Source organism: Sphingomonas sp. FARSPH (assembly GCF_003355005.1).
Taxonomy (GTDB): Bacteria; Pseudomonadota; Alphaproteobacteria; order Sphingomonadales; family Sphingomonadaceae; genus Sphingomonas.
The window spans coordinates 1,300,766-1,326,962 of the sequence record NZ_CP029985.1 but is presented as its reverse complement, the minus strand read 5'-3'; the positions used below and the strand labels follow the sequence as shown (position 1 = coordinate 1,326,962).

General features: G+C 70.5%; 30 protein-coding genes and 1 tRNA gene. 16 read left to right on the top strand and 15 right to left on the bottom strand.

All coding sequences use genetic code 11. From position 1 onward, the window contains the following. Positions 1 to 30 precede the first annotated feature (30 nt). Positions 31 to 791 (top strand): IS5 family transposase gene (locus tag DM480_RS06455; protein ID WP_115378102.1). Its coding sequence is split into 2 segments (ribosomal slippage): positions 31 to 364 and positions 364 to 791, totalling 762 coding nucleotides; the frame shifts between segments, so codons are not numbered across the junction. Between the two features lie 166 nt (positions 792 to 957). On the opposite strand, the gene recQ is transcribed toward DM480_RS06455, so the two are convergent. From recQ to DM480_RS06430, 5 genes are all read right to left on the bottom strand, one after another. Then, entirely contained in the window at positions 958 to 2,724 is a 1,767-nt protein-coding gene (recQ, locus tag DM480_RS06450) for a DNA helicase RecQ (protein WP_115378101.1), read from the bottom strand. Positions 2,725 to 2,834: 110 nt separating this feature from the next. Then, positions 2,835 to 3,065, bottom strand: a complete 231-nt coding sequence (locus DM480_RS06445) for a hypothetical protein (protein ID WP_157968777.1) — start codon at positions 3,063 to 3,065, stop codon at positions 2,835 to 2,837. Between the two features lie 8 nt (positions 3,066 to 3,073). Then, entirely contained in the window at positions 3,074 to 3,856 is a 783-nt protein-coding gene (locus DM480_RS06440; protein ID WP_198665912.1) for a gamma-glutamyl-gamma-aminobutyrate hydrolase family protein, read from the bottom strand. After that, entirely contained in the window at positions 3,856 to 4,827 is a 972-nt protein-coding gene (gene epsC, locus DM480_RS06435) for a serine O-acetyltransferase EpsC (RefSeq protein WP_115378099.1), read from the bottom strand. Before epsC ends, DM480_RS06440 begins: the two co-directional genes overlap by 1 nt. 85 nt (positions 4,828 to 4,912) lie before the next feature. Further along, positions 4,913 to 5,485 (bottom strand): thiamine phosphate synthase, encoded by a 573-nt coding sequence (locus DM480_RS06430; RefSeq protein WP_232834146.1) that lies wholly within the window; start codon positions 5,483 to 5,485, stop codon positions 4,913 to 4,915. Between the two features lie 21 nt (positions 5,486 to 5,506). On the opposite strand from DM480_RS06430, the gene DM480_RS06425 reads away from it, so the two are divergent. Continuing rightward, complete coding sequence (locus tag DM480_RS06425; protein WP_115378098.1) at positions 5,507 to 6,178, top strand: YggS family pyridoxal phosphate-dependent enzyme; 672 nt, start codon at positions 5,507 to 5,509, stop codon at positions 6,176 to 6,178. Beyond that, the gene (locus DM480_RS06420; RefSeq protein WP_115378097.1) at positions 6,175 to 6,840 is read left to right on the top strand and encodes an HAD family hydrolase; all 666 of its coding nucleotides are present in this window, start codon (positions 6,175 to 6,177) and stop codon (positions 6,838 to 6,840) included. Before DM480_RS06425 ends, DM480_RS06420 begins: the two co-directional genes overlap by 4 nt. A gap of 44 nt (positions 6,841 to 6,884) precedes the next feature. On the opposite strand, the gene DM480_RS06415 is transcribed toward DM480_RS06420, so the two are convergent. Further along, entirely contained in the window at positions 6,885 to 7,496 is a 612-nt protein-coding gene (locus DM480_RS06415) for an ankyrin repeat domain-containing protein (RefSeq protein WP_115380921.1), read from the bottom strand. Between the two features lie 61 nt (positions 7,497 to 7,557). On the opposite strand from DM480_RS06415, the gene DM480_RS06410 reads away from it, so the two are divergent. Genes DM480_RS06410 through DM480_RS06400 form a run of 3 tightly spaced genes read left to right on the top strand, consistent with a single transcriptional unit; the run spans position 7,558 to position 9,273 of the window. Further along, positions 7,558 to 8,163 (top strand): SCO family protein, encoded by a 606-nt coding sequence (locus DM480_RS06410; protein WP_232834145.1) that lies wholly within the window; start codon positions 7,558 to 7,560, stop codon positions 8,161 to 8,163. Continuing rightward, positions 8,160 to 8,588 carry a YcgN family cysteine cluster protein gene (locus tag DM480_RS06405; protein ID WP_115378095.1) on the top strand — a complete coding sequence of 143 codons (429 nt, stop codon included), beginning with the start codon at positions 8,160 to 8,162 and terminating at the stop codon, positions 8,586 to 8,588. The genes DM480_RS06410 and DM480_RS06405 overlap by 4 nt, the downstream gene beginning before the upstream one ends. A 10-nt stretch (positions 8,589 to 8,598) precedes the next feature. After that, positions 8,599 to 9,273 (top strand): M48 family metallopeptidase, encoded by a 675-nt coding sequence (locus DM480_RS06400; RefSeq protein WP_115378094.1) that lies wholly within the window; start codon positions 8,599 to 8,601, stop codon positions 9,271 to 9,273. On the opposite strand, the gene DM480_RS06395 is transcribed toward DM480_RS06400, so the two are convergent. Genes DM480_RS06395 through DM480_RS06375 form a run of 5 tightly spaced genes read right to left on the bottom strand, consistent with a single transcriptional unit; the run spans position 9,246 to position 14,668 of the window. After that, on the bottom strand, positions 9,246 to 11,390 hold the full coding sequence (locus tag DM480_RS06395) for a transglycosylase domain-containing protein (protein WP_115378093.1): 2,145 nt from the start codon (positions 11,388 to 11,390) through the stop codon (positions 9,246 to 9,248). The genes DM480_RS06400 and DM480_RS06395 overlap by 28 nt on opposite strands. Positions 11,391 to 11,435: 45 nt before the next feature. Then, positions 11,436 to 11,840: a peptide-methionine (R)-S-oxide reductase MsrB gene (gene msrB, locus DM480_RS06390; RefSeq protein WP_115378092.1), complete on the bottom strand. Its 405-nt coding sequence runs from the start codon at positions 11,838 to 11,840 to the stop codon at positions 11,436 to 11,438. A gap of 37 nt (positions 11,841 to 11,877) precedes the next feature. Beyond that, on the bottom strand, positions 11,878 to 12,954 hold the full coding sequence (locus tag DM480_RS06385; RefSeq protein WP_115378091.1) for an NAD(P)/FAD-dependent oxidoreductase: 1,077 nt from the start codon (positions 12,952 to 12,954) through the stop codon (positions 11,878 to 11,880). Beyond that, positions 12,933 to 13,622 carry a methyltransferase domain-containing protein gene (locus DM480_RS06380; protein ID WP_115378090.1) on the bottom strand — a complete coding sequence of 230 codons (690 nt, stop codon included), beginning with the start codon at positions 13,620 to 13,622 and terminating at the stop codon, positions 12,933 to 12,935. The genes DM480_RS06385 and DM480_RS06380 overlap by 22 nt, the downstream gene beginning before the upstream one ends. Continuing rightward, positions 13,619 to 14,668 (bottom strand): type III polyketide synthase, encoded by a 1,050-nt coding sequence (locus DM480_RS06375; RefSeq protein WP_115380919.1) that lies wholly within the window; start codon positions 14,666 to 14,668, stop codon positions 13,619 to 13,621. Before DM480_RS06375 ends, DM480_RS06380 begins: the two co-directional genes overlap by 4 nt. A gap of 243 nt (positions 14,669 to 14,911) precedes the next feature. Here DM480_RS06375 and DM480_RS06370 point away from each other — a divergent pair, with 243 nt between their 5' ends. From DM480_RS06370 to DM480_RS06360, 3 genes are all read left to right on the top strand, one after another. Beyond that, positions 14,912 to 15,379 (top strand): hypothetical protein, encoded by a 468-nt coding sequence (locus DM480_RS06370; protein ID WP_115378089.1) that lies wholly within the window; start codon positions 14,912 to 14,914, stop codon positions 15,377 to 15,379. 151 nt (positions 15,380 to 15,530) lie between these two features. Further along, entirely contained in the window at positions 15,531 to 16,136 is a 606-nt protein-coding gene (locus DM480_RS06365) for a PilZ domain-containing protein (protein ID WP_198665911.1), read from the top strand. 92 nt (positions 16,137 to 16,228) lie between these two features. Then, positions 16,229 to 16,747 carry a homogentisate 1,2-dioxygenase gene (locus DM480_RS06360; RefSeq protein WP_198665910.1) on the top strand — a complete coding sequence of 173 codons (519 nt, stop codon included), beginning with the start codon at positions 16,229 to 16,231 and terminating at the stop codon, positions 16,745 to 16,747. Between the two features lie 93 nt (positions 16,748 to 16,840). On the opposite strand, the gene DM480_RS06355 is transcribed toward DM480_RS06360, so the two are convergent. Continuing rightward, positions 16,841 to 16,927: transfer RNA gene (locus DM480_RS06355), tRNA-Leu, on the bottom strand. A 129-nt stretch (positions 16,928 to 17,056) separates the two neighbouring features. Here DM480_RS06355 and DM480_RS06350 point away from each other — a divergent pair. Continuing rightward, a complete protein-coding gene (locus tag DM480_RS06350) occupies positions 17,057 to 18,475 on the top strand; it encodes an MATE family efflux transporter (RefSeq protein WP_232834144.1) in 1,419 nt (472 codons plus the stop codon). Here DM480_RS06350 and DM480_RS06345 read toward each other — a convergent pair. Then, the gene (locus tag DM480_RS06345; protein ID WP_115378087.1) at positions 18,399 to 19,154 is read right to left on the bottom strand and encodes an MJ0042-type zinc finger domain-containing protein; all 756 of its coding nucleotides are present in this window, start codon (positions 19,152 to 19,154) and stop codon (positions 18,399 to 18,401) included. The genes DM480_RS06350 and DM480_RS06345 overlap by 77 nt on opposite strands. Positions 19,155 to 19,331: 177 nt before the next feature. Here DM480_RS06345 and ftsE point away from each other — a divergent pair, with 177 nt between their 5' ends. Genes ftsE through DM480_RS06325 form a run of 4 tightly spaced genes read left to right on the top strand, consistent with a single transcriptional unit; the run spans position 19,332 to position 22,145 of the window. After that, positions 19,332 to 20,042 (top strand): cell division ATP-binding protein FtsE, encoded by a 711-nt coding sequence (gene ftsE / locus DM480_RS06340; protein WP_115378086.1) that lies wholly within the window; start codon positions 19,332 to 19,334, stop codon positions 20,040 to 20,042. Next, positions 20,039 to 20,929, top strand: a complete 891-nt coding sequence (locus DM480_RS06335; RefSeq protein WP_115378085.1) for a cell division protein FtsX — start codon at positions 20,039 to 20,041, stop codon at positions 20,927 to 20,929. The genes ftsE and DM480_RS06335 overlap by 4 nt, the downstream gene beginning before the upstream one ends. Beyond that, positions 20,926 to 21,462: a YdcF family protein gene (locus tag DM480_RS06330; protein ID WP_115378084.1), complete on the top strand. Its 537-nt coding sequence runs from the start codon at positions 20,926 to 20,928 to the stop codon at positions 21,460 to 21,462. Before DM480_RS06335 ends, DM480_RS06330 begins: the two co-directional genes overlap by 4 nt. Further along, positions 21,459 to 22,145: a lysophospholipid acyltransferase family protein gene (locus DM480_RS06325; RefSeq protein WP_115378083.1), complete on the top strand. Its 687-nt coding sequence runs from the start codon at positions 21,459 to 21,461 to the stop codon at positions 22,143 to 22,145. Before DM480_RS06330 ends, DM480_RS06325 begins: the two co-directional genes overlap by 4 nt. 116 nt (positions 22,146 to 22,261) lie before the next feature. On the opposite strand, the gene DM480_RS06320 is transcribed toward DM480_RS06325, so the two are convergent. Together DM480_RS06320 and hisC are read right to left on the bottom strand one after the other, a co-directional pair. Beyond that, on the bottom strand, positions 22,262 to 23,167 hold the full coding sequence (locus tag DM480_RS06320) for a prephenate/arogenate dehydrogenase family protein (RefSeq protein WP_115378082.1): 906 nt from the start codon (positions 23,165 to 23,167) through the stop codon (positions 22,262 to 22,264). Between the two features lie 2 nt (positions 23,168 to 23,169). Next, entirely contained in the window at positions 23,170 to 24,261 is a 1,092-nt protein-coding gene (gene hisC / locus DM480_RS06315) for a histidinol-phosphate transaminase (protein ID WP_115378081.1), read from the bottom strand. Between the two features lie 186 nt (positions 24,262 to 24,447). On the opposite strand from hisC, the gene metX reads away from it, so the two are divergent. Together metX and metW are read left to right on the top strand one after the other, a co-directional pair. Next, entirely contained in the window at positions 24,448 to 25,581 is a 1,134-nt protein-coding gene (metX, locus tag DM480_RS06310) for a homoserine O-acetyltransferase MetX (RefSeq protein WP_115378080.1), read from the top strand. Beyond that, the gene (metW, locus tag DM480_RS06305; RefSeq protein WP_115378079.1) at positions 25,578 to 26,177 is read left to right on the top strand and encodes a methionine biosynthesis protein MetW; all 600 of its coding nucleotides are present in this window, start codon (positions 25,578 to 25,580) and stop codon (positions 26,175 to 26,177) included. The genes metX and metW overlap by 4 nt, the downstream gene beginning before the upstream one ends. Positions 26,178 to 26,197 lie beyond the last annotated feature (20 nt).

Below are 26,197 nucleotides of genomic sequence, written 5' to 3'. Positions count from 1 at the left end.
GTTGATTCATTGGCGTTGGAGGAGCCGCCAATGAGTGACCTGTTCTGGCTGACGGACAAGCAGATGCAGCGGATCGAGCCGTACTTTCCGCTGTCGCATGGCGTGCCGCGTGTGGATGATCGGCGGATCGTCAGCGGGATCATTTTCGTGATCCGCAATGGCCTGCGCTGGCGGGATGCGCCAGCGGCTTACGGCCCGCCCAAGACGATCTACAACCGGTTCATCCGCTGGAGCCGGATGGGTGTCTTTAACCGGATATTTGCCGGACTGGCGACTGAGGGCGGAGCGCCGGACCAGTTGATGATCGATGCCACGCATCTGAAAGCGCACCGGACGGCGGCCAGCCTGCTCAAAAAGGGGCTCTTCCCCGATGTATCGGACGCACCAGGGGCGGCCTGAACTCTAAGCTGCACGCCGTCTGCGATGATCGTGGTCGCCCGCGCGTCATGCTGCTCACCGAAGGGCAGATGAGCGACTACAAGGGCGCGGCCCTCATGTTCGAGGCGATGCCACCCGCCCCGGTGCTGCTCGCCGATCGCGGCTACGATGCCGACTGGTTCCGTCAGGCGCTCGCCGCACGCGGCGCTGCCGCCTGCATCCCGTCACGCAAAGGCCGCAAGGCACCGATCCCGCATGATGCCGTCCTCTACCGGCGTCGCCACAGGATCGAGAACATGTTCGGCCGCCTCAAGGACTGGCGACGCATCCACACCCGCTACGACCGATGCGCTCACGCCTTCATGTCCGCCATCGCTCTCGCTGCAACCGTCATCTTCTGGATCAACCAATGAGTCCTGAGCCTAGACGCCAGCAGGACGGTAACGATCGGGAAGGTGACGCCTTCAAGTCGGGAAGGATCGGGGAAAGGGCCGGAGGTTTGGTCCATCCCATGCGGGTCGGCCGGCGGCCCATTTGCCACGCTGGGTCCGCGCGAAACGCCGCGCCCGCGAACACCGGTCAGGCCGCGTCGCGGATCACGGTCAGGAACGCCTCGCCATAGGCGTCGAGCTTGCGCGCGCCGATGCCCGACAGGAGCGCGAGCGCGGCGCGGCTGGTCGGGCGCTGCGCCGCCATGTCGCGCAGCACCGAATCGTGGAAGATGACGTACGGGGGGACGCCCGCATCCTTGGCGAGATCGCGGCGGCAGGCGCGCAGCGCCTCGAACAACGGATGGTCGGCGGGGTTGGCGACGGGGGGCGCCTCGCCGCGCTTTTTCGAGCGCACGCGCTTGGGCGGGATGACGAGCGACAGCCGCTCGCCGCCCTTGAGCAACCCGCGCGCGCCGGGGCCGAACTCCAGCCCGCCATGCGCATTGGTGCGCAGCGCGTCGCGCAGCAGCAGCGCGCGGTGGACGGGCTTGACCAGCGCCGCCTCCTCGCCCTCCACGATCCCCCAGACGGACAGGTTTTCGTGGCCGTTCGTCAGGCTGCGCTCGGTCGACTGGCCAAGCAGCACCTGCTCGATATAGCCCGCGCCGAACATCTGGCCGGTGCGGAACACCGCCGACAGGAATTTCTGCGCGGTCGTCGTCGCATCGACCGCATCGGGCGAGCCCAGGCAGTTGTCGCAATTGCCGCAATCCTCCGCCAGCTCCTCGCCGAAATGGCGCAGCAGGATACGGCGGCGGCAGCCGGCGGTTTCGACGAGCGCGGCGAGCGCGGTGAGGCGGGTGCGCTCGCCCACCTGCCGCTCGGGCTCGACCTCGCCGATCCGCTGGCGCGCGCGCGCGAAATCCTCCGCGCCCCAGAACAGATGCGCGACCGCGGGGTCGCCGTCACGCCCGGCGCGGCCGGTTTCCTGGTAATAAGCCTCGATCGACTTGGGCAGGCCGGCATGCGCGACGAAGCGGACGTCGGGCTTGTCGATCCCCATGCCGAACGCGACGGTGGCGCAGATCACCATGTCTTCGGATGCCACGAAATCGGCCTGGTTCTTCGCCCGGATGTGCGGCTCCAGCCCGGCATGATAGGCGCGCGTCGGGCGGCCGGTGCGGCCCAGCGCTTCGGCCAGTTTCTCGGTCGCGGCGCGCGTCTGCGCATAGACGATGCCGGGGCCGGGCGTCGCGGCGATGACGTCGGCGATCTGCTTATTGGTGTTGGCCTTGGGGGTGATCGTGTAGCGGATGTTGGGCCGGTCGAAGCCGGAGACGATCAGGCCGTCCCGCGGGATGCCGAGCTGTTGCAGGATGTCGGCGCGGGTATGCGCGTCCGCCGTCGCGGTGAGCGCGAGGCGCGGCACGTCGGGAAACGCATCCATCAACGGTTCGAGCAGGCGATAATCAGGGCGGAAGTCGTGGCCCCATTCGCTGACGCAATGCGCCTCGTCGATCGCGAACAGGCTGAGCCTCGCGCTGGCCAGCAGGTCGCGGAAATGACCCGAAGAAGCGCGTTCGGGCGCCACATACAGCAGGTCGAGCTCGCCGGCGCGAAAGCGGGCGATCGTTTCGGCGCGATTGTCGTCGGCGCTGGTCAGCGTGCCCGCGCGGATGCCGACCGCCTGCGCGCTGCGGAGCTGGTCGTGCATCAGCGCGATCAGCGGGCTGACCACCACGCACGTGCCGTCCAGCATTACCGAGGGCAATTGATAGCAGAGCGACTTGCCCGCGCCGGTCGGCATCACGCCAAGCGTGCGCTCGCCGGCGAGGACGCGGCTGACCACCGCCTCCTGCACCCCCCGGAAAGCGGGGAAGCCGAACACGCGTTGCAGGGTGGGGAGGGGATCCATCGCGCGGCGATATAGAGGGGCGCGGCGGCAGGAAAAAGGCGGCCCGGCACCAGCATTGCCGGGCCGCCAGTGACGCCTAGGGAGCTATCCTTGGCGTGTCCGTGAAAAGGTCAGAGCGCGTTGGTGGCGCCGGTGTTGCCGGGCGTGTCGGCAGGGAGGACCAGATTGTCGGCGGGCGCATCGAGGTTGCCCGTGTCGGCGACGATCGCGTCGTTGCCCGCACCGCCCTCTTCGGTGAGCGTCACCGTCTCGTCCGCCGCGGCGGCGTTGTTCGCAGCGCTGCTGCCACCGTTGCAGGCGGCGAGCCCGAATGTCGTCGCGAGCGCGAGCGGCAGGATCATGCGTGTCTTCATAATTGGTCTCCGTGGTGAAAGCATTGCCCGCGCACGCCGGCGCCGAGCAGGGTGAAGAAGGCGCGGCTGGCGGGCGAGCGGTCGACGTCCCATTCGGGATGCCATTGCACGCCGAGTACCGCGCCGCCGCAGGGGCGGGCGGACACCGCCTCGATCAGCCCGTCGTCGATGTCCGTCGCCTCGACCGACAGGCCGGTACCGAGACGGTCGATCCCCTGCTGATGCACCGAATTGACGCGCAGCCGGTGCGTGCCGGTTGCCCCGGCGAGATGGCCGGCGGGGCTGAGCCGGACGTCGTGACCATGGCCGAACAGGGCATCGTAATCGCCGTCCCACGATCCGGGGTGATGGCGCGCGGTGGGGGCGAGCGATCCGCCGAACAGTACGTTGATCTCCTGAAGACCACGGCAGATGCCGAAGACGGGCTTGCCCGCCTCGATCATCCGCGCCGCAAGCCCGAGCGCGACCGCGTCGCGGTCCGGATCGATGTGCTGCCCGTCGGGCAGCGCGGCGCCGCCGTAGCGGGCGGGGGCGACGTGCGAACGCGCGCCGGTGAGCAGCAGCCCATCGAGGATCGCGGCGAGCGTGGCGAGGTCTACCGCCTCGGGGACGGCGGGGATCAGCAACACGCCGGCATCGGAAAGCTGCGCGAGCGGGGCGACGAAGCGGCTCGCCACCGCTTGCACCGGGCGGCCCGCCTGTTCGTTGCAGCAGACGATGCCGACGAGCGGGCGCGCGCGTCCTTCGGACCGGTGGCCGGAGGGAATGGCGCGGGCCATCAGGCGGCGGGCTCCGCCAGCGTGCCGAGCAGGGCATGCGCGGCGCCGTGCGGCAGGACGTGCGCCTCCGGCTGCGTCACCACCGCGCCCGCCGGCACGTCGGACAGCAGCCAGACGTTGCCGCCGATCGTCGCGCCCGTGCCGATCGTGACGCGGCCGAGGATCGTCGCGCCGGCGTAGATGACGACGTCGTCGCCGACGATCGGGTGGCGGGCGTAGCGGGTGCGCGGGCCATCACCGCCAAGGCCGAGCGGCGTACGCGCGCCGAGCGTGACATGCTGGTAGAGCCGCACCCGATCCCCGACGATCGCGGTCTCGCCGATCACGACGCCGGTGCCGTGGTCGATGAAGAACCGCTCGCCGATCGTCGCGCCGGGATGGATGTCGATGCCGGTGCGCGCATTGGCGAGTTCGGAGATCAGCCGCGCGACGATCGGCGCGCCGAGCGTGTGCAGCGGATGCGCGATCCGGTGATGCAGGCTGGCGATCGCGCCGGGGTAGCAGAGCAGGATTTCGTCGGTGCTGCGCGCGGCGGGATCGCCGACGAACGCGGCGTCGATGTCGCTGTCGACCAGACGGCGGATGTCGGCGAGCTGCGCGGCGAACAGGCGCACGATCGTCGCGGGCTGATCGGCATCGAAGCGCGCGTCCGATTCGGCCTGCCAATAGCCGAGCTCGTGCGCGACCTCGCGCTCCAGCTCGGCGAAGGCGGCGGTGATGCGTGCCGCGACGAAGCGATCCTCCTCCGCCCGCGTGCCGCGCAGTTGGCCGATGCGGCGCGGGTAGAGCGCCTCCGACAGCAGGGTGACGATCCGGTCGATCGCGTCGAGCGAAGGGAAGCGCGCCTCGCGATGCGCCGCGTTCTGCCGGGCCCGCCATGCGTCGCGGGCCTGACCGAGCGCGGCCACCGCATCGCTGATCGACGCCCCGGCATAGGGGGCTGCGGCAGCGGAAGGTAAAGCGGTCGCCATTGCCGCCGAGCTTATCCTATCGGAATAGTCGGAATAGGAAGAAAAGCTTTAGCCGGATCAAGGCCGACTCGGTTTCGCGGCTGGATCAGGGGCGAGACGGCACGGCGTCGATCACCTGCGGATCACGACCCGCCGATGACGAGCGGGGCGCGAGCGCATCGATTGCCGCCCATGCCGCAAAGCCCAGGTGCCGTAGTCGCAGGAAGCGGCGCGGCGTCATCCCGCCGAGCGCGACCGCCTGCGCCGGCAGGCTGCGGGCGACGGAGAGCGCGCGGGTGACGCCGAGCGCGGCATGGCCCGGATGCGAGCGGGTGGGGAAGACGGGGGAGACGAACAGATGGCGCGCGCCGGCGCGGGCGGCGGCGACCGCCTGCCGCCGGTCGTGCGCGGCATGGGTCAGCGCGCGCGGGCGGTTGTGCGCCCCCGCGCCGGGCAGGTCGCCCGCCACGCTGACCCGCAACCGCCGTGCCTTCGCCAAGCGGCGAACGCGCAGGAACAGCGCATGCCGCTCCGCGCGCGGAAGGTGCTGGTGGCGAAAGACGACGCCTGCGCCCGGCGGCAGCGCGTGCAGGGCCGCGAACAGGTCGCCGGCCATGCGCGGGTCGGTCATCAGCCAGGCGGCGCGTTTCGGGTTCAGATTGCGGTTCAGATCGCGCACGCTGCCGCTATAGCGGCGCGCATGACCGAGACCAATTCTCCCCTCGACGCGATCCGGGCCGGCATCGCGCAGGCCGCGAAGACCGCCGGCCGCGCGCCGGGCGACGTGACGCTGATCGCGGTGTCCAAGACGCATGACGCGCCTGCGATCGAACCGCTGCTCGCCGCCGGCCACCGGGTGTTCGGCGAGAATCGCGTGCAGGAGGCGGCGGCGAAATGGCCGGCGCTGCGCGCGGCCTATCCCGACGTCGCACTCCACCTCGTCGGCCAGTTGCAGTCGAACAAGGCGGACGAGGCGGTGGCGCTGTTCGACGCGATCCACAGTGTCGATCGCCCGTCGCTGGTCGCGGCGCTCGCCAAGGCGATGGACAAGGCCGGCCGGCGCCCCGTGTGCTTCGTCCAGGTCAACATCGGCGACGAGGCGCAGAAGGGCGGCTGCGCGATCGACGATCTGCCCGGCCTGCTGGGCCAGGCGAAGGCGGTGGGGCTGCCCGTCGCCGGGCTGATGTGCGTACCGCCCGCGGACGTCGAGCCCGCGCCCTATTTCGCCCTGCTCGCCAAGCTGGCGCGCGACCACGGCCTCGACCGCCTGAGCATGGGCATGTCCGCAGACTATCCGACTGCGGTGACGCTGGGCGCGACGCACGTGCGCGTCGGCAGCGCGCTGTTCGGGGCGCGGGGGAACGTGGCATGAGGTTCGACGGCATCCTCTTCGACTTCGACGGCGTGCTGATCGAAAGCGAATTTGCCGGCAACCGGCATCTCGCCGACCTGCTGACCGCGGCGGGCCATCCGACGACGCCGGAAGATTCGATGGCACATTTCATGGGCCTCGCCGGCGAGGATTTCCGCGACGCGATCCGCCGCTGGATCGGCGGGCCGCTGCCGGCGCATTTCGAGGAAGCGCGTGCGGCGGAGGATGCGCGTGCGATGGCGGACGGGGTCGATGCGGTCGCCGGCGCGGTCGCCTTCGTCCGGTCGTTGCCGCGCGACCTGCCCAAGGCGGTTGTATCCTCGAGCTACACCACATGGATCCGCCGGCATCTGGACCATATCGGCCTTGCCGACGTGTTCGGCGACCATGTCTACAGCGGGCGCGAGCATGTCGCGAAGGGCAAGCCCGCGCCCGACCTCTATTGGTATGGGGCGACGGCGATCGGCGTGCCGATCGAACGCTGCGCGATCCTGGAGGATTCGCCGGTCGGTGCGACGGGTGCGGTCGCGTCGGGCGGCTTCGTCATCGGGCTGTGCGCGGGGACGCATTGCGGGGTCGACCATGCCGACCGGCTGCGCGCGATCGGCGTCGATGCGATCGCCAGCGACTTCGGCGAAGTGGCGGCGCTCGTCGGGGTTTGACTTGCCGTTAGCCCGGCTAATGGGCCGGGATAACCGAGAGGGGCCTAAAGCTTCGGGCCCGCCACCGCGGCGCGGGTCTTCTTCGGCAGGTCCTTGAACAGCGCGACCAGCGCCGGGTTGCGCGCGTCGCGGATCGCATAATCGCGCGCGGACATGCCCGCCAGATTGTCCGTCTGGTCGGGGTCGCCGCCCTTGCTCAGCAGCAGGCGGGTGAGGTCGACGTCGCGGTTGTTGACCGCGAGGATCAGCGGCGTCTGGCCCTGGCCGTTGGCGAGGTTGGGGTTCGCCTTGTAGGTGAGCAGCAGCGAGACGAGGTCCTCGCGCCCCGCCATCGTCGCGAGGATCAGCGGCGTGTTGCCCTTCGCGTCGCGGATGTTCGGGTCCGCCTTATGCTGCAGCAGATATTGCATGTAGAGCGAGCCGGCGTGGCTGGTCAGGATGTGGAGCGCGCCCTTGCCGGTCGTCACCTGTTTCGTGTTGATGATCGTGCTGCCCGGCGCCTCGATCATGTCGGTGACGACCTTGCCGTCCTCCTTGTCGATCGCGGACAGGAACTTGTAGCTTTCCGACTGCTGCTGCGCCGCGGCAGGAACGGCGGTCGCGAGGGCAAGGGGAGCGGCGAGGAACAGGGCGAGGCTGAGGCGGCGGGCGTGCATCGATGATCCCTTGAAAGGCATGAGCGGTGAAGCAGGCTTGCTCGTGCCCCGGTAACAGATCATGGCTGGCACGGTCATGAACATTCTGCGCCGCACCCCGATCGCCGCCCTGCTGCTGCTCGTCGCCTGCCACGATGCGGGCACGACGCCGACCGCGCCGCCGCTGGCGGGGGCCAGGATCGGCGGGCCGTTCACGCTGACCGATCAGGACGGGCGCACCGTCACCGACCGCAGTTTCGCGGGCAAATATCGCATCATGTATTTCGGCTATACCTTCTGTCCCGATGTCTGCCCGACCGACATGGCGACGGTGGGCCAGGCGATGACGTTGCTGGAAAAGAAGAATCCGGCGCTGGCGGGAAGGATCGTCCCGATCTTCGTCAGCGTCGATCCCGAACGCGACACGCCGCCGGTGCTCAAGCGGTTCGTCGCGGCCTTCTCGCCGAAAATGGTCGGGCTGACCGGCAGCCCGCAGACGATCGCCGCGGTCGCGAAGGCCTTCGGCGTCTTTTCCGGCAAGGGCGCGACGCAGCCTGGCGGCGGCTATCTGGTGAACCACAGCCGCGCGACCTATCTGATGGATACGGACGGCAAGCCGCTGGCGTTGCTGCCCGCCGACAAGGGGCCGCAGGCCGTGGCCGACGAGATCGAACGCTGGGCGAAATGACCAAATTCTGGGAGCTGCCGATCGAGCAGCTCGACCGCGGGCAGTGGGAAGCGTTGTGCGACGGCTGCGGCAAATGCTGCATCCACAAGCTGGAGGACGAGGAGACGGGCGAGGTCTATCCGACCAACGTCGCCTGCCGCCTGCTCGACCGGCGCACCGGCTTCTGTTCCGACTACAAGCATCGCCGCGCCTATGTGCCCGAATGCGTGCGACTGACCGCGGGCAATGTGCGCGACATCGACTGGCTGCCGTCGACCTGCGCCTATCGTCTGCGTGCCGACGGGCGACCGCTGCCCGACTGGCATTATCTGATTTCCGGGGATCGCGAGAGCGTCCACGCCGCCGGCCAGTCGGTGCGCGGCTGGACGGTGAGCGAGGACGATGTCGGCGATATGGAGAACCACGTCGTCGATCGGGAATTGTGAGGCGGCCGAAATGACCGGGATCGACGTCGTCCGCCACCCGACCGCGCGGCGCATCCGGCTGGTGGTCGATCCGGCGAGTGGGGCGGTGCGCCTCGTGCTGCCCAGGCGTGCAGCGCTGAAGCCCGCGCTCGCCTGGGCGGAAGGCAAGGCGGACTGGATCGCGGCGCAGCGGGCGGCCTTGCCGCAGGCGGTGCCGTTCGCGCCGGGCGCGACACTGACCGTCGCTGACGAGAGGCTGACGATCGCCTGGACGTCGGGCAGCCGACGGCGCGTCGAGCGGATCGGTGATACGCTGTCGCTGTCGGGGCCGGTCGAGACGGTGCCGCGCCGCGTCGAGAGCTGGCTGCGCAAGCGCGCGCTTGCGGTGCTCGCCGACGAGACCGGCGAATATGCCGCCCGCGCCGGCGTTTCCGTCGCCAGCGTCGCGGTCGGCGATCCGCGCGGGCGCTGGGGCAGCTGCGCAGGCGACGGGGCGATCCGTTACAGCTGGCGGCTGATCCTTGCGCCCGGCTGGGTGCGGCGCGCGACCGTGGCGCACGAGGTCGCGCACCGGGTCCATATGGACCATTCGCCCGCCTTCCACGGCGTGGTCGCGCGCATCTTCGAAGGCGATGCGGGCGCGGCGCGCGCGTGGCTGCGCAGCCACGGCGCGGCGCTTCACTGGGTCGGGCGGTCGTCCGGCTGACGCTGCTGCTGCAACTCGCCGCGCGGTAGCGGCTGGCGGCCGGGCGGCACGTCGCGCCGATCGTCGCGCGGCTGGCCGTCGCGGCCGGTGACGCGATCGATCAGATCGTCGAGCTGCTGTTGCGGCTGGCTGCGCGGCTGTTGCGGCTGACCCGGCGCGGGCGGCGTGGTCCCGTCGCCGTCCTGCTCGTCGCCCACCACCGGCTGTTGCGGGGGCAGCGGGTTGCCGTCGGGATCGACCATCGCGGCGCCGTTGTCGGGCTGGCCGAAATAGCTCTCCTCGTCGGGCTCCAGCTGCCATTCGGGCAGCGTCACCTGCGTGTCGAATTGTTCAATCGGGCGATTGGCGACCGCCTGCTTCATGAAATCGGCGAAGGCGCGGGCGGGCGCGGTGCCGCCGTGCAGGCCCGTGACCGGGCGCGCATCGTCGCGGCCCATCCACACCCCCGTCGTCAGCCCCGACGAGAATCCGAGGAACCAGCCGTCCTTCAAGGAGGTGGTCGTCCCGGTCTTGCCCGCGACCGGGCGGCCGATCTGCGCGGCGCGGCCCGTGCCCGTGTTGACCGTCGTCTGAAGCAGGTCGATCATCTCGGCGGCGACATAGGGCGCGACGAGCACGTGGCTGCGATCGACCTCGTGCGTGTAGATCGTCTGGCCGTTCGCGGTGACGCGGGTGATGCCATAAGGCGCGATCGCGACGCCCTTTGCCGCGACGCTGGCGAAGGCGCGCGTCATGTCGATCAGCCGCACGTCCGACGTGCCGAGCACCATCGCGGGATGCGTGTTGATCGGCGTGGTGATGCCGAACCGGCGCGCCATGTCGGCGACGGTGGTGAAGCCCACCTCCTGCCCCAGCTTCGCCGCGACCGTGTTGAGCGAATAGGCGAAGGCAGTGCGCAGGCTGACCGGGCCGGAATTGCGGCGCGAATCGTTGCGCGGGCTCCAGCCGTTGATCGTGACGGGTTCGTCGACGATCGTATCCTCAGGCTTGTGCCCCGCCTCCAGCGCGGCGAGGTAGACGAACAGCTTGAACGCCGACCCGGGCTGGCGCACCGCCTGCGTCGCGCGGTTGTAGATCGAGGTGATATAGTCCTTGCCGCCGACCATCGCGCGCACCGCGCCGTCGCGATCGAGGCTGACGAGCGCGCCCTGCACACCGTCGGGGGCATTGGCGCGGATCGCGGCGTCGGCGGACCGCTGCATCGCCGGGTCGAGCGTCGTCCACACCTCCAGCGGCGCCTGCGTCTCGTCGATCAGCGTGTCGAGCTGCGGCAGCGCCCAGTCGGTGAAGTAACGCGCCGAATTCTGCTGCTTCTCCGGCGTCAACTTGAGGTCGGCGACATCGGCGCCGTCGGCCTCGGCCTGCGTGATGTCGCCGGCGCGGACCATCTGTTGCAACACGACGCCCGCGCGGCCCTTGGCGGCGTCGACGTCTGCGGTCGGCGAATAGTTGGACGGCGCCTTGACCAGGCCGGCGATCACCGCCGCCTCGCCCAGGCTCAGGCTGTTCGCGCTGTGGCCGAAGAACTTCCGAGACGCGGCGTCGATGCCATAGGTGCCGCCGCCATAATACATCTTGTTCAAGTACAGCTCGAGGATCTCGTCCTTCGAGAATTTGCGTTCGAGCGCGAGCGCGAGGATCCATTCGCGGAACTTGCGGCCGAACTTCTTCTGGTTGTTGAGGAAGACGTTGCGCGCGAGCTGCTGCGTGATGGTCGATCCGCCCTGCACCCAGCGGCCGCGTTCGTAGCGGACCTGAACCGAGCGCAGAATGCCGATCGGGTCGACGCCGGGATGGCTGCGGAAGCGGCGATCCTCGACCGCGACCGTCGCCTCGCGCATCACCTGCGGGATCTGGCCGTAGGTCAGCCATTCGCCGTAGCTGGGGCCGAGCGCGGCGATCACCGTCCCGTCCGCGGCGTGGACGCGGATCATCTGGCCGTTCGGCGAGGATTTGAGCTGGTCGAAACTGGGCAGTTGCGAGCGCGCGACATAGACGGCGATGACGAGCGCGCCGATGGCGAGCACGGCAAGGCCGACCAGCAATTGCAGCGTGACGATCAGCCGGCGGCGCCAGGGGGATCGCGGGGCGGAGCGGGGAGTACGCGCACGGGCCATGAGCAGTCGTGGCGAATACGCGTTAACGGGTACGGCGGCAAGCGATCAGGCGGTCGCCGGGCGACCGCGAAATTCCAGTGCGATGCTGTTGATGCGATAGCGCAGGCCGGTGGGCGGCGGCCCGTCGGCGATGACATGGCCGAGGTGGCTGTCGCATCGCGCGCATCGCGTCTCCGTCCGGGTCGTCCCCTGATACTCGCCGACGTGGTCCGTCGTCCGCTCCGCATCGATCGGCTGCGTGAAGGCGGGCCAGCCCGATCCCGAATCGTATTTGTCCGCCGCGTCGAACAGCGGCAGGTGGCAGGCGGCGCAATGGTAGAGGCCGTCGGCGGCGTGATCGGTCAGCGTGCCGGAAAAGGCGGGCTCCGTCGCCGCCTCGCGCAGGACATGATATTGCGAGGGTGACAGGCGCTTGCGCCACTCCACCTCGGACAGATTCAGCTGGTCCATGCGTCGGTTGTTCCGGGCGCGGGGCAGCGCGTCAAGATCATCGTCCGACGCGCGTCGCGCGCGCGACCATGCCGATCAGTCCGGGCGGCAGCAGCGGCACGAACGGCGCGGCCCAGCGGCTTTCCGCCAGCGTGCGCGCGGCGCCCGCGATCGCGATCGGTGCCGCAAGGCGGCGGGCGAAGCGCGCCTGCCAGTCCGGGGCGGATTCGCCGGCAAGGCAGGCGTCCGCCGCGGCGACACCGCTGGCGACCGCAATGCCCATGCCCTCGCCCGCGAGCGAGGGAATGACGCCCGCCTGATCGCCCAGCCGGTACAAGCCGGGCTCCGTCCCGCGCGCGCGCCAGCCATAGGGGACGTTGGCGATGGCATCGATCGGCAGGTCGTCGTCGAGATCGGCGAGCCGCTCGGCGAGCACGGGCGCCTCGGCCGCGAGGCTGGCGAGCAGCGCGGCGGGGCTGCCCGCGGCCGCAAGACGCGAGCGGTGGACCGCGAGGCACAGGTTCGCGCTGCCGTCCTCCTGCAGCACGATGCCGACATAGCCGCGATCGAACAGGTGCAATTCGACCCGCCCGGCGAGCGCGGCGCGATTCGCGGGCGAAGGCGACAGGCGGACGCGCAGGCCGAGCGTCGGGTCTTCGCCCCGCGCCTGTGCCGGGCGCGCCAGGCCGCGCAGGTCGTGCTTGCCGGTGGCGAGGAAGATCGCCTCGCCCGCGATGTCCGCGCCGTCGGCGAGGCGCGCGATGCCGTCCGCGATCGTGCGTACCGTAACCCCCGCCTCGATCGCGGCGCCGGACCGCGCCGCGGCGGCGCGCAGCATCGTGTCGAGGCGGCGGCGCGATACGCCCATGCCGCCGCCGGGCAGCGGCGCGGTGCGGCGGTGGCGCCCGGCGAACAGCGTCACGCGATCGATCGGATCACCGCCGAGCGCGGCCGGGTCGACGCCCAGCGCCTCCAGCCGCGCGAGCGTGCGCCAGCTGACGAACCCGCCGCAGATCGCATCGGCCGCCGCATAGCGTTCGAGCACCAGCGGCCGCACGCCGCCGCGCGCCAGCGTGATCGCCGCCGCGCTGCCCGCGGGCCCGCCGCCGACGATCAGCGCCGGCGTTCGACGCATAACCGGAACGGAAAGGCGCGAAAGACGCGCGCGTCGGCAACGCCTGCGGCGGCGAGCAGCGGCGGCCATTCGGCGGGGCGATAGCTGCGCGCGATCGACAACCGGCCGTCGTGGCGCACGATCGGGTGCCAGCGGGCAAGGCGGGCGAGCAGCGGAAAGCCCGCATGCGCGACGCCGTGGCGATGGAGGTCGTTGACGAACCAGCCGATCCGCGATTCGGCCTCCATGAAGCGCAAAAACGCAATCAGCTGCTCGCGGGTCATGTGATGCGCGACGAGGCTGCTGACGACGACGTCCCATCGCTGGCCGGCGAGGTCGGCATAGTCGCCCGTCACGTAGCGGATCGGCGCGTCGGCCGGCGTGTGGCGTCGCGCCGCCGCCTCGCTGCGCGGGTTGAGATCGACGCCGACCAGATCGACCGCGAGCCGGCGCCGGCGCGCCCAGACCGCGATCGCGCGCAGCATATCGCCGTCGCCGAAACCGACGTCGAGCACGCGCAGACGGTCGCGGCCCCGCGCGGCGCGGGCGAGGAAGGCGAGCGTCGGACGGCGCGCGAGCGTGACCGTGTTGACCCGCGCGAGATCGGCGACGACCGCGGCATAGGTGTCCACGGGCAGGTCGTCGGCATCCATCAGCTCTTCCGCTTCGGCGCGGCGCGACAGGGTCATCCGACGCGCTCCAGCGCCAGCCCCTCGGCGGCGAGGCCCGGTCCGAAGGCGAGCGCGACGCCGCGATCCTGCGCGGGCGGGTCGGCGAGCATCGCCTCCAGTACCGCCATCAGCGTCGTCGACGACATGTTGCCGCGCTCCGCCAGCACGCGGCGCGAGGCGGCGAGCGCGTCGGGCGACAGGCCCAACGCCTGTTCCACCGCATCGAGGATCGACCGCCCGCCGGCATGCACCGCCCAGAACAGGTCGGCGGGCACTGCGCCCTGTGTGATGCGTGCGACGAGCGCGGGATCGGCGAGCGCCTGGCCGATGCGGCCGGGCACCGCGCCGTCCAGATGCATCGCGAAACCCTGGTCGGTGATCGTCCAGCGGATCAGGTCGGCGCTGTCGGCCAGTGTCGTCGCGAACGGCTGGCCGAGCATGATGCCGCCGGGCTCGCCGGTGACCAGCGCCGCCGCGGCGCCATCGCCGAACTGCAGCATCGCGAGCAGCGGTGCGACCTCCGCAATGTCCTGCAGGTGCAGGGTGGACAGTTCTACGGTGACGACCAGCACGCGCGCCGCGTGTTCGGAGCGGACGATGTGGCGGGCGGTGCGCAGCGCGGCGACCGCGGCGTAGCAGCCCATGAACCCGATCAGCGTGCGCTCGACCTCGGGCGACAGGCCCAGCGCCGCCGCCAGCAACTGGTCGATGCCCGGCGCGACGAAACCGGTGCAGCTTGCCACCACCAGGTGCGTGATGCCGGCGCAGTCGGCGCGGCGGTGCAGCGCGGCGATCGCAGCGAGCGCGAGCGTGGGCGCGTGTTCGGCGTAGACCTGCATGCGCGTGCCCGTCCCGGGCATCGGACCGGCGTAGAAACCGTCGGGCCCGACCGGGTCGGCAAGCACCGACCAGCGATGCGCAATGCCCGCCCGCGCCGCCATCCGTGCGAACAGGGGACGGTCCCGGGGCGCAAGACGCGTCGCCGCCCAGCTCGCGAACGCCGCGTGGATATCATGCGGCGGCGTCGCGGTGCCGACGGCGTGAAGATAGGCGGACAACGCGATCCTTTCATGACGGAATTTCAGCGCGGAAAAGGCGGCGATCGCCACGCGCCGGTGCTATAACGCGCCGCCGCGCGGAACGCCGCATCGTTTCGGCGGGTACGCAACCGTCGCCCGGGCACCCAACAACCTCCATTATGATGCAAGTGGAACCATCGGGCACAATGGCGATATATCGGGAGGAACTTGTTTTTTTGTGCGTCCCGTGAATAGGTAAGCATCACGCTTGCAACTGGGGAGTGCTTCGTGGCGGAAGAATCGATCGCGGTGCTCGTCAGACAGCTTAGCACGCAATTGTCTGCGATCGCGGTCGAGTTCGGCCATCGGGCGGATAGGTTGGCGCAGCAGACGTCGCTGGCATCCTCCGGGCACAACCGCGATGCGTCCGACGTCGCACGCCAGCTGCTCGCACAACGCAGCGCGCGCTTCGACTATTTTCCTGCGGAACTGTTCCACGAACCCGCTTGGGACATGCTGCTGGCGCTGTTCGTCGCGCATGAGGAACGCCAGACGATGAACGTGAAGACGCTGGTCGGCAGTGCCAATGCGCCGGTCACCACGTCGCAGCGCTGGATCGATCATCTTCACAAGCTGAAGCTGATCGATCGCGTCATCGATCCGACCGACCGGCGGCGGATGGAAATCTCGCTCAGCGATACCGGTCATGCGGCGGTGTTGGCCTATCTCCGGCGGCTGGGCGCGGCCGGGCATTGACGACCGATTCCGGCGCCGGCTCACGCATTCGGTAAGCGCGCATGCTCTCCATGCGACACGAATCACCAGTCGTCGGTACGGTAGCGTTTATTTAAGCCCGAGCGGCGATCATGGCGCGCATGATGGTTCTGGCAACGATCGGATGTTCGGCATGACCGCGCCGCTGCACAATATCGTGCCCGACGGGCAGGACGCGGGCGACCGCCGCAGCGGGCAGCGCCACGCGCTGGTCCTTCTGATCGGCAAGGTCCGCCAGGCGGGTCGCGAGGCGGCGTGCCTGGTCCACGACATTTCCACCGGCGGCCTGAAGGTGCGATTCACCGAACCGCATCAGGTCGGCGGCCGGTTGCAGATCGAGGTGCGCGGTCTGCCCGCGGTGCGCGGTACGGTACGCTGGGTCAACGGGTGCAAGGCGGGTGTCGAATTCGACACGCCGCAGGACATTTCCCGTGTCTTCTGCACGCGCGACGAAACCGGCCATGTCATGCGCACGCCCCGTTTCGCGATGGAGGCGAGCGGCACGTTGCGCGTGCTGGAGCGGCGGTTCGCGGTCGATATCCTCGACGTGTCGCCGGGCGGCGCGAAGCTGGGCGGCGATGCGGCGGTGCAGATCGGCCAGGCGGGCAGCATCACCTTGCCCGACCTGGGCGAGCCCGTGTTCGGCGTCGTCTGCTGGGCGGCCGGCGACCGGCTGGGGTTCAAATTCTCGACGCCGCTGTCGCTCGACAAGCTCGCCCGCGTCCTCGGCTGCCACTGATCGCGCCCGGATCCTACTGGGCAGCGCGGCACGATCCTGTAATCTTGCCCGGCCACGACGGATCGCCGCGTGGACGTTGAGGGAAGATTGCCATGATGTCCGTACTCGCATCGGTCGCGCTGATGCTGTCCGCCGCTCAGGCCGGCGCGCCGGCAACGGGGCATGAAGCCCATTCCTGTCCCGAAACCCCGGTCGCGCCGCCCGCCGACCTTGCCGGCTGGGTTCGTCCCGTTCCCCTCGTCGCCGGGCGGGACGCCGCGCATGCACCGACATTGGCGCCGGGGCAGGCGGTGACCGCGACGCTGTCGCCGGTCGCCACCGTCACGACCGCCGCCGCGTCTGCCCGGACGGCCAAGCCGGCGGAGCAGGGCGGGCTGTTCGCGGTGAGCGTCAGCGCGGCGGGGCGGTATCGCATCGCGGCCGGCTCGGCGGCGTGGATCGATGTCGCCGCCGACGGGCGGCCGCTCACCAGCGTCGCGCACAGCCACGGGCCCGCGTGCAGCGGCATCCGCAAGATGGTCGATTTCGATCTGTCGCCCGGCCGCTATCTGATACAGGTGACGGGTGATGCCGCGACCTTGCCGCTGATGATCGTGCGATTGCCGGGCTGACACCGATCGCATCTGCCCAAAGACGAAAACGCCGGGCCGATCATATCCCGATCGCCCGGCCTGTTCGCTCTCTCTCGCCGCCGGCGAAGAGAATGGTGCGGTCGAGAAGACTCGAACTTCCACGGCCTTTCGGCCACAACGACCTCAACGTTGCGCGTCTACCAGTTCCGCCACGACCGCACGTGAAAAGAACACCGGATCGACCGGCGTCTGGCAGGCGCAGGCCCCTAGCAAAGGCGATCGGGTAGCGCAACGCCCGTTTTGTCCGCGGGCTTCGTTTTTGCCAAGGCTGCGAAATGGGGTAGCGCGATGGCGATGATCGCGCCCCGCCTCCGCACGATCGGCCCCGAGACGCGGCTATTGCTGTCGCTGGCGTGGCCGGTGATCCTGACCAGCCTCAACTGGACGTTGCTGCAGGTCACCGACGTGGTCGTCGTCGGCACGGTATCGGCTGAGGAGGTGGCGGCGCTCGGCGCGGCGCGCGCGCTCGGCTTCGTCGGGATCGTCACCGGCCTGTCGTGGCTGTCGGGCGTATTGGTGATGACGTCGCGCGCGGACGGCGCGGGCGACCTGCCGCGCACCGGCGCGGTGCTGCGCGAGGGCGTGTTGCTCGGCCTCCTCCTGGGGCTGGCGATCGGCGTGGCGTTTTTGCTGTTCGCAGAAGCGCTGCTCGCGCTGCTCGGCGTCGCGCCCGACCGGATCGCGGAAGGCGCGCGCGTGACGCGCGCCTTCGCCGTCGCCTATCCGTGCCAGCTGGTGAACGTCGCCGCCGCTTATTTCCTGGAGGGCGTGCGCCGGCCGGGGCGGGTGACCCTGGTCAACCTGTCGGTGCTGCCGGTCAATGCGCTGCTGACCTGGCTGCTCGCGACGGGGCAATGCGGCCTGCCCGCGCTGGGTGCGACGGGCGCGGCACTCGGCACCAGCGCGGCGTCGTTGCTCGGCGCGGTCGGCATGGTGGCGAGCGTGCTGACGCTGCCGCGCGCGGGCCCGCGCGGCATCCGACGGTTCGATCGCGCGGCCTGGGCGGGTGTGCCGGCGGGCGCGTGGCGGCTGGCGCGGTTCGGCATCGTCCCGGCGATCGCGTCGGGGCTGGAACTGGCGGGCTTCTCGATCCTGATCGCGCTGTCGACGCAGCTGGGTGATGCGAGTGCGCATGCCTTCCAGATCGTCTTTTCGATCCACAACGTCACCTTCGCGACGGCGATCGGCCTCGGCTCCGCCGCCGGCGTGCGCGCGGGCAATGCGGTGGGCGAGGGTGCGCCGGTCGCCGCAATCGGCCGGACGCTGATCGCAGTGATGCTGACGATCGCGGCGCTCGGGTTGGGCGCCGCGATCCTCGCGCTGTGCGCGGCGCCGATCGCGACGCTATTCCCCGCGGCGGCGGCGGTGCACGGGATGGCGGCCGCGATGCTGGCCGTCTGGGCGCCGTTCGTCGTCTTCGACGGGGTGCAGGTGGTGCTGGTCTATGCGCTGCGCAGCCTGGGGGACCAGGTGGCGGCGGGCGTCAATTCGATCCTCGCCTATTTCGCGGTCTCGGGCGGGCTCGGCTGGTGGCTGGTCCATGCCGGCGCCGGGCCGATGGCGCTGGTGTGGGCGTCGGGCGCGGGGATGCTGACCGCCGCGATCCTGCACGGCGCGCGCTTTGCGGTGATCAGCGCCCGTCTTCGCCGGCGAAGCTCAGCTCCAGCCGCTTCGAGTTCGACGGCACATCCAGCTTCGCCGAGTTGAAGTCGAGCGCGGCGCCGGGGTTGAGCGTGCGTTGCTGCGGCGTGATCGTCCAGCTGTAGACGATCCGCCCCTGCGCATCGCGCAATTCGGCGCGGATGTCGGGCACGCGCTGGCGCTCGCCCGACGGATTGGTGATCTGGCCGCTGACCGCGAACAGTTCCGACCCGTTCTCCAGCTCGCGCCGCTCGATCGGATTGTCCTTGATCTTCAGCGGCGATTCGGCGGCGACGGGCAGGCCGGCCCGCGACAGCAGGCCCGGCGCGCCGACCCAGACGATCGCGACGACGCCCGCCAGCATCAGCAACCCTGCGACGATCGCGATCAGCGTGCGCCGCTTCGACGGGTCGCGGCGCGGGCGGAACGGCGGCCGATGCGCGAAGGCGTCATAGGCGGGCGCGGTCACGATCGGATCGGGGTCGGTCGGCGCGATCGGCGGCGGCGGGGCGAAGGGCAGCGGCGACATGCCCTGCGGCTGGTCCGCGTATCCCGGCGCGGCAAGCGGCGCTGCGGCGACCGGTTCGGCATCGACGGCGATCGGTTGCGGGGCGGCGGCGGGCGGCGGCGGGTCCTGGAACCAGCTGTGGCGGCAGTTCGCGCAGCGCACCGTGCGCCCCTCGATGCCGATCGCGCTGTCGGGCACCAGATAACGCGTGCGGCATTCGGGACATTCGAGGATCATGCGAGCTGCGCTTTACGGGAACCGGCGGCCGCAAGTGGCCACGAACGGTACGAATCTAAGCACGCGTCTGCGCCCCGTGGCAAGCTTGAAGCCGCACGCCGGGCATGCGAAGGCTGGCGAAACCGGCAGGACGGCCTGCGACGGCACCTTTTGAGAGAAGCGGTCCCGCCCAAGCGCATGGCGAACATCGTCCAGTTCGAGAATGTGGGGCTCCGCTACGGCACGGGGGCGGAGACGCTGTCCGACATCAGCTTCACGCTGGGCAGCGGCGCCTTTTACTTCCTGACCGGGGCGAGCGGCGCGGGCAAGACGTCGCTGCTCAAGCTGCTCTATCTGGCGCAGCGGCCGAGCCGCGGCGTCATTCGCCTGTTCGGCGAGGATGCGGTGACGATGCCGCGCGGTCGCTTGCCCGGCTTTCGCCGACGCATCGGCGTCGTCTTTCAGGATTTCCGGCTGGTGCCGCACCTGTCCGCCTGGGACAATATCGCGCTGCCGCTGCGCGTCGCGGGGGTCGCGGAAGAGGATCTGGAACAGCCGGTGCGCGAGATGCTGGGCTGGGTCGGGCTGGGTGAGCGGGCGCAGGCGAAGCCCGCCACCTTGTCCGGCGGCGAGCAACAGCGCGTCGCGATCGCGCGCGCGGTGATCGGCCGGCCGGAAATCCTCGTCGCGGACGAGCCGACGGGCAACGTCGATCCGGACATGGCGGACCGGCTGATCCATCTGTTCGATTCGCTCAACCGGCTGGGCACGACCGTCGTCGTCGCGACGCACGATTTCCAGCTGCTCAGCCGCGTACCCGGCGCGCAGATGATGCGGCTGGACAAGGGGCGGCTGCTCGATCCGACCGGCGCGCTGCGTTATCCGCCGCCGCCGCGGGGCGAGGCATGAGTGTGGGCGCCGTCCGGCGCGGGAGCGCGGATCGCCGCGTGCTCGACGAGGCGGGGTCGCTGCGCGCGATGACCTGGGTGATGGCGATCATGCTGTTCCTGACGTTGCTCGCCGCCGCGACCGGGCTCGGCACGCGGCAGGCGGCGGTCGTGCTGGAACGCCAGCTCGCCGGGCGGCTGACGGTGCAGGTGGTGGAGGGCAGCCCCGAAACGCGCGACGCGATCGCCGCGCGCACCGTCGCCGTCTTGCGCACGCTGCCCGCGGTGCGGCGGGCCGTCCCCGTCGATCGCGCGGAGCTCACCCGCCTGCTCGCGCCGTGGCTCGGCGCGGCGGGGGCGGACGCGGACCTGCCGATGCCCGCGATGATCGACGTCGACCTTGTCCCCGGCACGGACGCCGCCGCCGTCGCCGCGGCGGTGCGGCGGGTGAGCGCGGCGAGCCGCGTCGACCGTCACGAAAGCTGGATGTCCCCTGTCAGTGGCCTGCTCGCGACGCTGACCTGGCTGGCGCTCGGCCTCGTGGTGCTGATGCTGTCGGCGACCGCGGCGGTCGTCGTGCTCGCCGCGCGGGCGGGGCTGGAGACGCATCGCGCGACGATCGAGGTGATGCACATGCTGGGCAGCACCGACGTGCAGGTCGCGCGCCTGTTCCAGCGCCGCATCGCGCGCGACGCGGTGCTGGGCGCGGGCGTCGGCGGCATCGCCGCGCTCGGCGTGCTCGCGCTGGTCGCCGCGCGCGTCGCGGCGGTGGGATCGGACCTGCTCGGCAGCACCGCGCTCGCGCCGGGCGACTGGGCGGTGCTGGTCGCGCTGCCGTTCGGCTTCGTCGCGCTGGCGACGCTGGCGGCGCGGATCGCGGTGCTCGCCGCGCTGAGGCGGACGCTGTGATCGTCCGTGCGCTCGGCCTCGTCGCGCTCGGTTGGTGCCTGGGCTTTGCCGCGTTCATGCTGCTGCTGCCGCGCCCGCTCGACGGCTATACCACCGATGCGATCGTGGTGCCGACCGGCGGCGCGGGGCGGATCGACCGCGGCATCGCGCTGCTCGAGGCGCATCAGGCGCGGCGCATGCTGGTGACGGGCGTCGCGCCGGGGGTGCGGCCGATCGACCTTGCGCACGAATACCGGACGTCGCCCGCGCTGTTCGCCTGCTGCATCGACCTCGGCGCCGATGCGGTGGATACGCGCACCAATGCGGAGGAGACGAAGGCGTGGGTCGCGGCGCACGGCTATCGCACGATCCGCCTCGTCTCTTCCGACTGGCACGTGCCGCGCGCGAAGATGGAGCTCGCTGCGGTACTGGGGCCGAAGGTGACGATCCTGGGCGACGGCGTGCCGAGCAGCCCGCGGATGGGAACGGTGGTCAACGAATACAACAAGCTGCTGCTGCGCCGGGTCGCGCTGTGGCTGGGGGTGGGGCTGTGACCGCGACGCTGCGCACCCTGGCGTTCCGCGTCGCCTTTTACGGTCTGTCGGTGCCGATCGTGCTCGCGACGCCGATCTCCGCGCTGTTCGGACGGCGCGCGATGATGGCGCATGCGCACGCCTGGGCGCGGGTGCACCGCGTGCTGACGCGGCGCCTGCTCGGCATCCGCGTGCGGGTGGAAGGCGTGGTGCCCGATCGCCCCGTCTTCTACGCCGCCAAGCATCAGGCGATGTTCGAGACGCTGGAATTACAGCTGATCCTGCATGGCCCGGCGATGGTGCTGAAGCGCGAGCTGACGCGCATTCCGCTGTGGGGCTGGGCGGCGCAGCGATACGGCGCGATCGTCGCGGATCGCGATGCGTCGGCCGCGGCGCTGCGCAGCATGATGCGCGATGCGCGCGCGCTGACCGCGCAAGGGCGATCGATCCTGATCTATCCGGAGGGCACGCGCGTCGCGCCGGGCGAGCGGCCGCCGCTCCAGTCGGGGTTCGCGGGCCTGTACCGCACGCTCGGCCTGCCGGTGGTGCCGGTCGCGCTCGACGCCGGCCGGGTGTGGCCGCGCCGGGGTGCGAAGCGGCCGGGCGTCGTCACGATTCGGATCGGCGACCCGATCCCGCCCGGCCTGCCGCGCGCCGAGATCGAGGCGCGCGTCCACGCCGCGATCAACGCGCTGGATATTTGAGGCTTGTTGAGGCGCGGCACCGGCCCGCTCCCCCACCCGACCTCCCAATCAGGATACGCTGTGGGAGGTCGGGTGGGGAGCGGGCCGGTGCCGTCTCCACGTCAGTGGATCAAACTCTAATGGCTGCGGCCGAAGTCCGGCGCGGGGTCGTCCTGGCCCTGGTCGATGATCGCCCGGCGGATCGCACGGGTGCGGGTGAACAGGTCGAACAAGGCGTCGCCGTCGCCCCAGCGGATCGCGCGCTGCAGCATCGTCACATCCTCGGTCAGCCGCTGCAGGATTTCCAGCACCGCGTCGCGATTGTTGAGGAAGACGTCGCGCCACATCGTCGGGTCCGACGCGGCGATGCGCGTGAAATCGCGGAAACCGCCGGCGGAATAGGCGATCACCTCGCTCTGCGTCACCTGTTCGAGGTCCGATGCGGTGCCGACGATCGCATAGGCGATGAGGTGCGGCACATGGCTGGTCACGGCAAGCACGCGGTCGTGATGTTCCGCGGTCATCGTCTCTACCTTCGCGCCCAGCAATTCCCAGAAGGCGCGGACGCGCGCGGTCGCGACGTCGGACGTCGCCTCGTCGGGCGTCAGGATGCACCAGCGCCCGCGGAACAGGCTGGCGAACCCCGATTCGGGGCCGCTGTGCTCGGTGCCCGCGACGGGATGGCCGGGGACGATCGTCGCATCGGGCAAAGCGGCGCGCATCGCCGCCGCGGGCATCGCCTTCGCGCCGCCGACGTCGGTGACGATCGCGTCGGGCGGCAGGTCGTCGGCGATCGCCGCCGCCGCCGCGCCGATCGCGCCGACGGGTACGCACAGGACGACGAGGTCGGCGTCGATCACCGCGGTGCCGGCGGTGTCCGCGACATCGTCGCACAGGTCGATGCGCACCGCGACCTCGCGCACCGCAGGGTCCGCGTCATAGCCGGTGACGCGCACCGTCGGCGCATAAGCGCGTAAGCCCCGCGCGATCGACGATCCGATCAGCCCCAGCCCGATGACGGTGACCCGCGCAAACGGCAGCATGGTCAGGCCCGGGCGGCCTCGGTGCGCAGCACCTCGACCACCGCGCGCATCTCAGCCTCCGTGCCGATCGTGATGCGCAGCGCGTTCGGCAGGCCCTGCCCCGGCAGCCAGCGCGTCGCATAGCCCGCCGTCATCAGTGCCTGATACGCCACTTCGGCGGTCAGCGCGCCGTCGAACGTCACCAGCACGAAATTCGCCTTGGACGGCACGGCGCGCAGGCCGGGGATCGCGTCCACCGCACGCGCGAACCAGCCGCGCCATTCGCGATTGTGCTCGCGGCTGCGCGCGACGAAATCGGTGTCGGCCAGCGCGGCGATCGCGGCGCGTTGCGCTCCGATCCCGAACGAGAAGGGCGCACGGATCCGGTGCATCGCATCGATGATCGCAGGCGCGGCATAGCCCCAGCCGATCCGCTCCGCAGCGAGGCCGAAGATCTTCGAGAAGGTGCGCGTGACGAGGACATTTGGTTCGGTACGCGCGAGCTCCAGTCCGCCGTCGTCGTCCTCGGCGTCGAGATATTCGGTATAGGCCTGGTCGAGAACCAGAAGGATATCCTTGCGCAGGCCCGCGTGCAGCCGTGCGATGTCGGCGCGGGACGTATACGTGCCGGTCGGATTGTTGGGATTGGCGACGAAGACGATGCGCGTCCGGTCGGTGACCGCCGCGAGGATCGCGTCGACGTCGGTCGCATAATCCTTGTCAGGTGCGATCACCGGCGTCGCGCCGACGCGGCGCGTCGCGATCTCGTAGACCGCAAAGCCGTAGCGGACGTGGATGATCTCGTCGCCCAGCCCCGCGAACGCGCCGGCGGCGAGGTGCAGCACTTCGTCGCTGCCCGTGCCGTAGACGATCCGATCCGCCTCGATCCCGTAATGCGCGGCGAGCTTCGCGCGCAATTCGACCGCGGCGGCGTCCGGGTAGCGCTCCAGCTCGCCCGCCGCGCTGCGATAGGCCTCGCGCGCGGCCTCGGGCGTGCCGAGCGGGTTTTCGTTCGACGACAGCTTGATGACCTTGCGGCCATCGTCCGCGGTCGCGCGGCCGGGAATATAGGGCGCGATGCCCAGGATCCAGGGCTTGGGAGCAGGAGCGTTCATGGCCGCGTGCTCTAGGCGGGAATGGCGGGCAAGCCAATGGCCGGGGCGCGCTCGCCGACCGCCGGAACGGCAAAGCTCCCCTCCCGCCTGCGGGAGGAGCAGAAGGCGCTGCAGCCGCAGGCGGGGAGAGCAGGAGGAGAGTCGTGCGCCTTGTGTTGCCGGCCGCCGCGCCCTAGCGAACCTTGCATGTCTGACGACCAGCGCTTCGGTCCGCAGCGCCACGCGACGCTGCCCGGGCCGCTTCGGCTCGACGGCGGCGCGCTGCTGTCGCCGGTCGAGATCGCGTACGAAACCTACGGCACGCTCGCCCCGGACGGAGGCAATGCGGTGCTCGTCTGCCATGCGCTGACCGGCGACCAGCATGTCGCCTCCGTCCATCCGCGCACCGGCAAGCCGGGCTGGTGGACGCGGATGGTCGGGCCGGGCAGGCCGATCGATCCGGCGCGCGACTTCGTCATCTGCACCAACGTCATCGGCAGCTGCATGGGATCGTCCGGCCCCGCGACGATCGACCCCGCGACCGGGCGGCCATGGGCGATGCGCTTTCCTGTCATTACGATCCGCGACATGGTGCGGGCGCAGGCGCTGTTGCTCGATCATCTGGGCGTCGCGACGCTGAAGGCGGTGGTCGGCGGGTCGATGGGGGGCATGCAGGCGCTGAGCTGGGCCGCGACCTTTCCGGCCCGCGTGCGCGCGGCGGTGGTGATCGCCGCCACCGCGCGCCATTCGGCGCAGAATATCGCGTTCCACGAGGTCGGGCGCCAGGCGATCATGGCCGATCCCAAGTGGAACGCCGGCGACTATTACGACGGCGAGCCGCCCGCCGCGGGCCTTGCGGTCGCGCGGATGGCGGCGCACATCACCTATCTGTCCGAAGCCGGGCTCACCGAGAAGTTCGGCCGCCGCCTGCAGGCGCGCCCCGGTAGGCAGGACGGCGCGAAGAGCTTCGGCTTCGACGCCGATTTCCAGGTGGAAAGCTATCTGCGCCATCAGGGCCTCGCCTTCGTCGACCGGTTCGATGCCAACAGCTATCTCTACATCACCCGCGCGCTCGATTATTTCGATCTGGCGGAGGAGCATGGCGGGCGGCTCGCCAACGCGTTCCGGGGCACGCGCACGCGTTTCTGCCTGGTCAGCTTCGATACCGACTGGCTGTATCCGACGCTCGAATCGCGCAACATCGTCCATGCGCTCAATGCCGCGGGCGCAGCGGTCAGCTTCGTCGAACTGTCGAGCCCCTATGGCCACGACGCCTTCCTGCTCGACGCGCCCGAGATGAACCGCGTCGTCGACGGCTTCCTGAAGGGCGGGCGGGCATGACCTTGCGCCCCGACCTTGCGATGATCGCGCGCCACGTCGCCCGCGGCACGCGCGTGCTCGACGTCGGCTGCGGCGACGGCGCGCTGATGGCGGCGCTGCGCGACGAACGCGGCTGCGACGCGCGCGGGCTGGAGATCGACGCCGGCAACGTCGCCGCCGCGGTGGCGCGCGGCCTGTCGGTGATCCAGGGCGACGCCGACGTCGACCTGGCCGGCTATCCCGACGACAGTTTCGACTATGCGATCCTTAGCCAGACGCTGCAGACCGCGCGCGCGCCCGACCTGGTGCTGGACGAGTTGCTGCGCATCGGCCGGCGCGCCTTCGTCAGCTTTCCCAATTTCGCGCAATGGCGCGTGCGGCTGTCGCTGCTCTGGGGCGGGCGGATGCCGGTGACGCGCCAGCTGCCGCAGCAATGGTACGATACGCCCAACATCCATCATCTGACGATCGACGATTTCCGCGCCTTTCTGAAAGATCGCGGCATTCGCGTCGAGGGTGCGTGGTTCCTGTCAGGCGACCGCCAGCGCAGCTCCGCCGCCGCCAATCTGTTTGCGCAGCATGCCGTGTTCCTGCTGCAACGCCCGGGCCGGAATTGACGGACATATGCGCGGGGCTG